The 8,718-nt window shown below is 60.8% G+C and carries 6 protein-coding genes; all 6 read right to left on the bottom strand.

Annotated features, from left to right (window positions below):
* Positions 1-94: 94 nt before the first annotated feature.
* On the bottom strand, positions 95-1,474 hold the full coding sequence (gene yegQ, locus CKF42_RS20630) for a tRNA 5-hydroxyuridine modification protein YegQ (RefSeq protein WP_111209088.1): 1,380 nt from the start codon (positions 1,472-1,474) through the stop codon (positions 95-97).
* A gap of 123 nt (positions 1,475-1,597) precedes the next feature.
* Positions 1,598-2,305 carry a two-component system response regulator BaeR gene (gene baeR / locus CKF42_RS20625; protein ID WP_009089220.1) on the bottom strand — a complete coding sequence of 236 codons (708 nt, stop codon included), beginning with the start codon at positions 2,303-2,305 and terminating at the stop codon, positions 1,598-1,600.
* Positions 2,306-2,311: 6 nt separating this feature from the next.
* On the bottom strand, positions 2,312-3,697 hold the full coding sequence (gene baeS, locus CKF42_RS20620; protein WP_111209087.1) for a two-component system sensor histidine kinase BaeS: 1,386 nt from the start codon (positions 3,695-3,697) through the stop codon (positions 2,312-2,314).
* Entirely contained in the window at positions 3,694-5,100 is a 1,407-nt protein-coding gene (locus CKF42_RS20615; RefSeq protein WP_058956692.1) for an MFS transporter, read from the bottom strand. The genes baeS and CKF42_RS20615 overlap by 4 nt, the downstream gene beginning before the upstream one ends.
* A gap of 52 nt (positions 5,101-5,152) precedes the next feature.
* Positions 5,153-8,227, bottom strand: coding sequence for a multidrug efflux RND transporter permease subunit MdtC (gene mdtC, locus CKF42_RS20610; RefSeq protein WP_046102203.1), 3,075 nt, complete (start codon positions 8,225-8,227; stop codon positions 5,153-5,155).
* Positions 8,224-8,718 (bottom strand): efflux RND transporter permease subunit (locus tag CKF42_RS20605; protein WP_199559898.1); only part of this gene is annotated, 495 nt, incomplete at its 5' end. The genes CKF42_RS20605 and mdtC, both read right to left, overlap by 4 nt.

Here is an 8,718-nt window from a genome sequence, read left to right as displayed (position 1 = left end):
TCCTGGTAAATCTGCCGTTTGTTGTTACTCGTTAGCAGCAGGCGGGACTATAAAGCAGCCCGGCGCAGGGGTCTGTGATCCTGTTCTGATTTCATCAATTTGTTTCCGTTGGTAAACGATTATGAGGCGCCCGGGTATCTTCGCCGTGATCGAAGTTACGCAGCAGCAGCGCAAAGTGCAGATCCACCGCCTCAGGCACCCGCAGCCAGACGCGATGACCGTCGCCCGGTGCCACGCCGGCGGGTTCGCCACGGCTGTCCTGCAGCGCATCAAGCTGGCACTGCAGGTTGCCGTCGGGCGTCATGATCTCCACGCTGTCGTGCAGCATGAACTTATTTTTTACCGCCACTTCGGCCCATTCGCCCCGGCGTTCGCCGGTAAACTCGCCCACAAACTGCTGACGATCGGAGACGGAAAAGCCCTGCTCATAGTTCTGGTAGCTGTCGTGAGTGTGACGACGCAGAAAGCCTTCGGTATAGCCGCGATGTGCCAGACCCTCCAGGGTGAGCAGCAGTGACGCATCAAAGGGTTTTCCCGCGGCGGCATCATCAATCGCGCGGCGATACACCTGGGCGGTGCGCGCGCAGTAGTAGTAGGACTTGGTGCGCCCCTCAATCTTCAGCGAATGGACGCCCATCTCGCTGAGCCGCTCCACATGTGCCACCGCACGCAGATCCCGCGAGTTCATGATATAGGTGCCGTGCTCATCTTCGAACGCGCTCATCACTTCGCCGGGTTTCATCTTCTCTTCCAGCAGGAACACCTTGTCGGTCGGCTGACCGATGCCCAGCGCTGGCGTCACCTCCTGCACCGTCACCGGCTGGTGGATGCCGACAATGTTGCCCACCTCATCCTGCTGGCCTTCCGCCACTTTGTATTCCCAGCGGCAGGCGTTGGTGCAGGTGCCCTGGTTCGGATCGCGTTTGTTCATATAGCCGGAGAGCAGGCAGCGACCGGAATAGGCCATACAGAGCGCACCATGAACAAAGACTTCCAGCTCCATCTCCGGCACCTGCTGACGGATTTCGGCGATCTCCTCCAGCGACAGCTCGCGCGACAGGATCACCCGGCTCAGCCCCATCTGCTGCCAGAACTTCACCGTGGCCCAGTTGACCGCATTGGCCTGCACCGAGAGGTGGATCGGCATCGCCGGGAAGGCCTCCCGCACCAGCATAATCAGACCCGGATCGGACATAATCAGCGCATCAGGCTGCATCGCCACCACCGGCGTTAAGTCACGAATAAAGGTTTTCAGCTTGGCGTTGTGCGGCGCGATGTTGACCACCACGTAGAATTTTTTGCCCAGCGCGTGCGCTTCGTTGATGCCCAGCGCGAGATTTTCGTGGGTAAATTCATTATTACGCACCCGCAGGCTGTAGCGCGGCTGACCGGCATAGACGGCATCGGCACCATAGGCGAAGGCGTAACGCATGTTTTTCAGCGTCCCGGCGGGGGAGAGCAGTTCAGGTTTCATGGGGTTCTCACTGATGTCAGGTCAGTATGCCGCCAGAGGCGGCAGCGGCAGGGCCGTGAAGCCCTGCAAAAGGTGCGGAATTGTAGGCAGTGAGAAAAGGGAAGTAAATTGATCGGGATCAAACTAGATCAAATGACAGGCATCCGCTTCCCAGCGATAGCCCATGCCGTAGACGGCCCGGATAAAGGGTTGCTCGCTGTCGAGATTCTCCAGCTTGCGCCGCAGATTCTTGATATGGCTGTCGATGGTGCGATCGGTTACCACGCGGTAATCATCATAGAGATGGTTGAGCAGTTGCTCACGCGAAAAGACCTTGCCCGGTTCCAGCGACAGGGTTTTCAGCAGACGAAACTCGGCCGGGGTTAAATCGAGCGGCTTGTCACGCCAGCTGGCCGAAAAGCGGCTCTCATCGACTCTGAGCAGCGAACTGCTCTGCGGCTCTTCCGCTGAACGTTTTACCCGGCGCAGAATGGTCTTAACCCGCGCGACAACTTCCCGCGGGCTGAAGGGTTTGCAGATATAGTCATCGGCACCCAGCTCCAGCCCCAGCAGCCGATCGATCTCCTCGGTGCGGGCGGTGACCATAATAATCGGCAGTTCCGAATGACGGCGGATTTCCCGGCACAGCGTTAAACCGTCGGTGCCGGGCAGCATCAGGTCCAGCAGCATCAGATCGGGTGGGGTCTGGCGCACATAATCCAGCACGCCGTTGCCGTCGGCGATGTGATGGGTGCGGTAATTGGAGGCGTGCAGATAGTCGATCATCAGCTGCGCCAGTTTGGGCTCATCTTCGACCACCAGAATCAGCGGGTCGTGGTTTTCCAGGCTCATAAGCGTCTACGCAAGGGGAACATAGCGCAAGTGTAGCGCGATTTTCAGTCCACCTAAATCAGAGTGCGACGCAGAGATATCACCGCCGTGCGCGTCGGCAATGTTCTTACAGATGGCGAGGCCGAGTCCCGATCCGCCGCTGGCCCGATTACGGGAGCCTTCGGTGCGGAAGAAGCGTTCAAAAATCTGCGCCTGATGTTCACGATCCACGCCCGGCGCGCTGTCATCAAACTCTACCCGCCAGTGCGGAGCCTGATACTTCAGCGTCACCTCAACCCGGCCTCCGCTGTCGGTGTAGCGCAGGCTGTTCTCCAGCAGGTTAGTGAAGAGCTGTATCAGGCGATCGGGATCGCCGAAGAAGGGAGCATCATCGGGCAGGTTCAGCTTTAACGTCAGGCCATGCGCGCGGTAGCGTTCGGCAAAGCTGCCCGCCGTGACTTCCAGCAGCTGCACCAGGTCGGTCGCCTGTTTGCGGTAGGCCAGGGCACCCTCATCCGACAGCGACAGCTGATGCAGGTCATCCACCAGCTTGGTCAGCACCACCACTTCACTCTGCAGCGATGCGATCGCTTCCGGCGTCAGTTTGCGCACGCCATCCTGCATCGCTTCCAGTTCACCGCGCAGAATGGCCAGCGGCGTGCGTAACTCATGGGAGATATCCGCCATAAAGGCGCGGCGCATGCTTTCGTTTTTCTCCAGCGAGCTGGCGAGAAGGTTAAAGTCACCGGCCAGCTGGCCCAGTTCGTCCCGGCTGCTGACTTCAACGCGGGTGGCAAAGTTGCCTGCGGCCAGATGATGGGTGCCGTCGACCAGCCGTTTGACCGGGGCCAGCAGCCCGCGCGCCATCAGCCAGGTGGCCAGCGCCGCCAGCAGCGTCGAGAGGCCAACGATAATCCAGCTGGTGCGGCGCTGCTGCTGATCGAAGTTAATGTCTGTGCTGCGCGTCAGCCGCTCCGGCGGTGAGCCGATAACCCAGCCGACCACCTTACCGTTGCTGGTGGTGATATTGCGTCGCGTGCCCTCGGGCGGCACCGGCGTGGGCGGCCCGACCAGCACCCTGTACTGCTGGTCGAGGATCCAGAACTGGGTGCGCCAGCCATGCGGCGGCAGCTGACTGTTGCCCGGATTCTGCTCCAGCGAACGCAGCATGGTGAACACCAGGCGGTCGTTGTGGCGCAGGAAATCCCAGTTGCCGTGCTGCTCATACTGATCGGCCAGCGCATCGCCGAGCAGGCTCAGGCGCTGCTGATTGCCGCGCTTGATATAGTCGACGAAGCCATGCTCAAAGCTGAGGCGGACTCCCCAGTGCATGGTAATCAGTACCAGCATGCAGGTGGCGAAAATCGCCATAAACAGTTTGGCCCCGATACCCAGGCGCAGGTTAACTCTCATTGTTTTCTCCGGCGTCGCAAATCGACGTTGCTGCTCACCTGCGGCGGAACGCGCCAGAAGATCAGCGCGGGCAGGATAATAATCAGTGACATGCACAGGTAGGTGTAAATAAACATCTGATGTTCTGCTGCGCTGTTAGCTGCGCCCTCCTGAGCAAAGGCGCCCAGCAGCAGCCCGGCGACGGTGACGCCAATACTCATCGACAGCTGCATAATCATCGACAGCAGGCTGTTTCCGCTCGACGCCAGCGTATCCGGCAGCTCTTTCAGCGTCAGCGTGTTCATCGAGGAGAAGCGAATGGCGTTGACCATGCCCTGCAGAAACAGCACCAGCGGCAGCAGCCAGACCCAGCCCAGGATCGCCACCAGCGGAAACAGCAGCACCACCAGCGCCAGCGCTACGGTCGACATCACCAGCACGTTGCGGTAGCCATAGCGATTAACGATGCGCACCACAATACGCTTCATCCCCATGTTGCCCAGCACCATCGGGATCATCATCAGACCGGCGTGGAACGGGCTGTAGCCCATGCCGAGCTGCAGGAATATAGGCGTCATAAAGGGCAGCATGCCGCTGCCGATACGGCCGGTAAAACTGCCCAGCAGGCCGATAGCGTAGAGGCGGTTATCAAACAGCTTCAGGCTGAACAGCGCGTTATCATTGCCGCGCGCGTGCATCAGGTAGAACAGCAGCGAGAACAGGCCCGCGAGGATCATCGCACCCAGCAGCAGGGCGGAGCCGCCGCTGCTGCGCTGACCGTCCAGCGCCAGCGTCAGGGTTGCCATACCGGCGGCCAGCAGAAAAAAACCGGCAAAATCGAAGCGGCGGGTCTGCATGCTGTAGTTGGGCATCAGCATCAGGGTGGCAATCGCGCCGGCGATGCCGACCGGGATGTTGATCAGGAAGATCCAGTGCCAGCTGGCGTATTCGACCAGCACCCCGCCCAGCGCCGGGCCCAGCAGCGGGCCAATCTGGCCGGGCAGGGTGACAAAGGTCATGGCGGACATATACTGCTCACGCGGAACGATTTTCATCACCGTCAGTCGCCCCACCGGCACCATCATGGCACCACCAATCCCCTGAACCACCCGCGCCAGCACCAGCTGATCCAGCGTGCCGGAGAGGGCACACAGCAGCGATCCCAGGCTGAACAGCAGGATCGCGCTGAAGAAGATGTTGCGCACGCCAAAGCGATCCGCCAGCCAGCCGCTGACCGGCAGCATCACCGCCACGGTGAGGACGTAATAGACGATCACCGCATGCATGTGCAGCGGGCTGACGCCCAGATCGTGCGCCATCGCCGGAATAGCCGTATTCACGATGGTGGTGTCCAGCGTCTGCATAAAAAAGCCGATGGCGACAATCCACAACTGCCAGCGGACGTTCGTGCTTTGCGTACTCATCCCTTCCCCCGATTCAGCCGATCTGCCCGGTGACCTGCCGCAGCCCCAGGCGTTACGTCTGCGGTGCGGCTGACCGCGACCGCTTTCTGCGCCGCAGCTTATCCATCATCAGGTAGATCACCGGCGTGGTGTAGAGCGTCAGTAACTGACTCATCACCAGACCCCCTGCAATGGTAATCCCCAGCGGCTGACGCAGTTCCGCCCCGTCGCCACTGGATAACACCAGCGGCAGCGCGCCAAACAGCGCCGCCAGTGTGGTCATCATGATCGGCCGGAAGCGCAGCAGACACGCCTGGAAAATGGCATCCCGTGCGCTGAGCTGGCCGTTGCGCTCAGCTTCCAGCGCAAAATCGACCATCATGATGGCGTTCTTTTTCACGATACCGATCAGCAGCAGGATACCAATCAGGGCAATCAGGCTGAAGGGGGTATCAAACAGTTCCAGCGCCAGCAGCGCGCCCACGCCCGCCGAAGGCAGTGTGGAAAGGATCGTCAGCGGATGCACATAGCTCTCATAGAGGATCCCCAGCACGATATAGACCGCGGCAATCGCCGCCAGCATCAGCCACAGCTGGCTGCTTTGCGACTGCTGAAACACCTGCGCCGTGCCGGCAAAGCTGCCGCGTACGCTGGAAGGCACGCCCAGCGCGGTCATGGTGCGCTCAATCGCGTCAGAGGCCTGTGACAGCGAAACCCCTTCCGGCAGATTGAACGAGATGGTCGAGGCAGCCGACAGCCCTTCATGGTTCACCGACAGTGGGGCATTGGCGGGCTGCCAGTGGGCGAACCACGACAGCGGAATCGCTTTGCCTTCGCTGTTTATCACAAACATCTGTGACAGGGCACTGATATCCTGGGTATAGCGCGGATCCACCTCCATCACCACTTTGTACTGGTTAAGCGGCTGGTAGATGGTGGAGATCTGCCGCTGACCAAAGGCGTTATTTAACAGCGCATTGGCTTCGGAGACATCGATGCCCAGACGGGCCATGCTTTCTCGATCGTAGGTCAGCGCCATCTCGCTGCCTTTATCCTGCTGATCGGAGTTCACATCCGCCAGCTGCGGCAGGGCAGAGAACGCCTGACGGATTTTCGGCTCCCAGGTGCGCAGCGCATTGAGATCGTCCGACAGCAGCGAATACTGGTATCCGGCGTTCGACTCCCGGCCGCCGACGCGCAGATCCTGCACCGCATTCAGATAGAGGCTGGCACCCGGCTCTTTCGCCAGCTTGTCGCGCAGCCGGGCGATAACCGCCTGCGCGTTCTCTTTCCGCTCAGAGAGCGGTTTCAGGGAGATAAACATGGAGCCGCTGTTGGTGCGCATGCCACCGGTAAAGCCCACCACGCTGTCTACCGCCGGGTCGGCTCCGACGATCTCCATGAAATCCTGCAGCTTACTGCGCATCGCCTGAAACGAGATGCTCTGGTCCGCGGAGATAAACCCGGCGAGTCGCCCGGTATCCTGTTCCGGCATAAAGGTTTTCGGGATAGAGACAAACAGCCAGCCGGTCAGGGCAATCGTGGCGAAAAAGAGCAGCAGCACCCAGCGCGCATGATTCAGCACCACGCTTAACGATCGGCCATAGCCCTGCTGAATCGCCATCAGCAGCCGACCTGCACCGCGCCGGCGCGGCTGGCTGCGTGGCGCGTGAGGCTTCAGCAGATACGCGCACATCATCGGCGTCAGGGTGATCGAAATAACCAGCGAGATGGCGATCGCCACCGACAGGGTAATGGCAAATTCAGAGAAGAAACGGCCAATCAGCCCGCCGATCATCAGCAGCGGCAGGAAAACCGCAATCAGCGACAGGCTCATCGACAGCACGGTAAAGCCCACTTCGCGCACGCCCTTCAGCGCGGCGGCCAGCGGTTTCATACCCGCTTCCACATGGCGGGCGATGTTCTCCAGCACCACGATCGCATCGTCCACCACAAAGCCGGTGGCAATGGTCAGCGCCATCAGCGACAGGTTGTTGAGGCTGAAGCCGCACAGGTACATGGCCGCGAAGGTGCCAATCAGCGAGACCGGCACGGCGATGGCGGGAATCAGCGTGGCGCGTCCGGAGCGCAGGAACACGAACACCACCAGAATCACCAGCCCGACGGCGATTAACAGCGACTGCTCCACTTCATGCAACGAAGCGCGGATGGTAGGGGAGCGATCCTGGGCAATCTGCAGGTCGATGGCGGCCGGGATCACCTCATGCAGCAGCGGCATCTCGGCACGGATGCGGTCAACCGTCTCAATGACGTTCGCGTCAGGGGTTTTGCGAATCAACAGCAGCACGGCCGGTTTACCGCGTGACATCCCGGCGTTGCGTACGTCCTGAACCGAATCTTCCACGGTCGCCACATCAGACAGCTTCACCGCCGCGCCGTTTTTATAATGCACGATCAGCGGCTGATACTCGCGGGCGGTCTGCAGCGCGTCATTGGTGCGCAACTGCCAGCGCTGCTGTGAATCATCCACTGCGCCCTGCGGGCGGCGCTGGTTGGCGTCGGAAATGGCGGTACGCACCGCATCCAGCGAGACACCCTGATTAAACAGCGCCTGCGGATTCAGCGCCACGCGCACGGCGGGCAGCGAACTGCCCCCCACGGTAACGTCGCCGACCCCCTGAATCTGCGACAGCTTCTGCGCCAGCTGCGTCGAGGCATAATCGTAGAGCTGACCCGGATTGTAGGTATCCGAGGTCAGCGTCATGATCATAATCGGCGCATCAGAGGGGTTCACTTTGCGGTAAGTCGGACGTGAGGGCATGCCGGTCGGCAGCAGGCTTTGCGCCGCGTTCAGCGCAGCCTGCACGTCGCGTGCGGCACCGTTGATGTCGCGGTCGAAATCGAACACCAGAATGATGCGGGTACTGCCCAGCGAACTCATCGAGGTCATTTCACTGACGCCCGCGATACGTCCCAGCGATCGCTCCAGCGGCGTGGCGACCGACGACGCCATGATCTCGGGTGAGGCCCCCGGCAGCGAGCCGGAGATGACGATCACCGGAAAATCGACCTGCGGCAGCGGGGCAACCGGCAGCAGCCGGAACCCCAGGATCCCGGCCAGCGCGATGGCCAGCGTCAGCAGGGTGGTGGCGACGGGCCGGTGAATAAACAGGGCAAAGAACTTCACTCTGCGGCCTCCGTGCGGCCGAAGCGGCGGCGGGTGGCGTGCGCCAGGCGATCAAACAGCAGGTAGATCACCGGCGTGGTGAACAGCGTCAGCACCTGACTCAGAATCAGGCCGCCGACCATCGCAATCCCCAGCGGATGACGCAGTTCCGCGCCGACGCCGGTGCTGAGCATCAGCGGCAGCGCACCCAGCAGGGCCGCCAGCGTGGTCATCAGAATCGGACGGAAGCGCAGCAGTGAGGCCTGATAGATGGCGTCATAGGGTTTCATCCCCTGTTCACGTTCGGCCGCCAGCGCAAAGTCGATCATCATGATGGCATTCTTTTTCACAATACCGATCAGCAGGATGATGCCGATGATCGCCACAATATCCAGCTCGTTACCGCTGAGCATCAGTGCCAGCAGCGCGCCGACACCGGCCGTGGGCAAGGTGGAGAGGATGGTGATGGGGTGGATAAAGCTCTCATAGAGCACGCCCAGCACGATATACAT

It is taken from the genome of Pantoea sp. ARC270 (assembly GCF_003236725.1).
Taxonomy (GTDB): domain Bacteria; phylum Pseudomonadota; class Gammaproteobacteria; order Enterobacterales; family Enterobacteriaceae; genus Pantoea; species Pantoea anthophila.
Note: the sequence above shows the minus strand (reverse complement) of the source record. Positions and strands in the feature narration are given on the sequence as shown.

Excerpts from the sequence above, each read along its gene's own strand:
- yegQ (WP_111209088.1), bottom strand. The coding sequence starts at position 1,474 with ATGAAACCTGAACTGCTCTCCCCCGCCGGGACGCTGAAAAACATGCGT.
- baeR (WP_009089220.1), bottom strand. The coding sequence starts at position 2,305 with ATGAGCCTGGAAAACCACGACCCGCTGATTCTGGTGGTCGAAGATGAG.
- baeS (WP_111209087.1), bottom strand. The coding sequence starts at position 3,697 with ATGAGAGTTAACCTGCGCCTGGGTATCGGGGCCAAACTGTTTATGGCG.
- CKF42_RS20615 (WP_058956692.1), bottom strand. The coding sequence starts at position 5,100 with ATGAGTACGCAAAGCACGAACGTCCGCTGGCAGTTGTGGATTGTCGCC.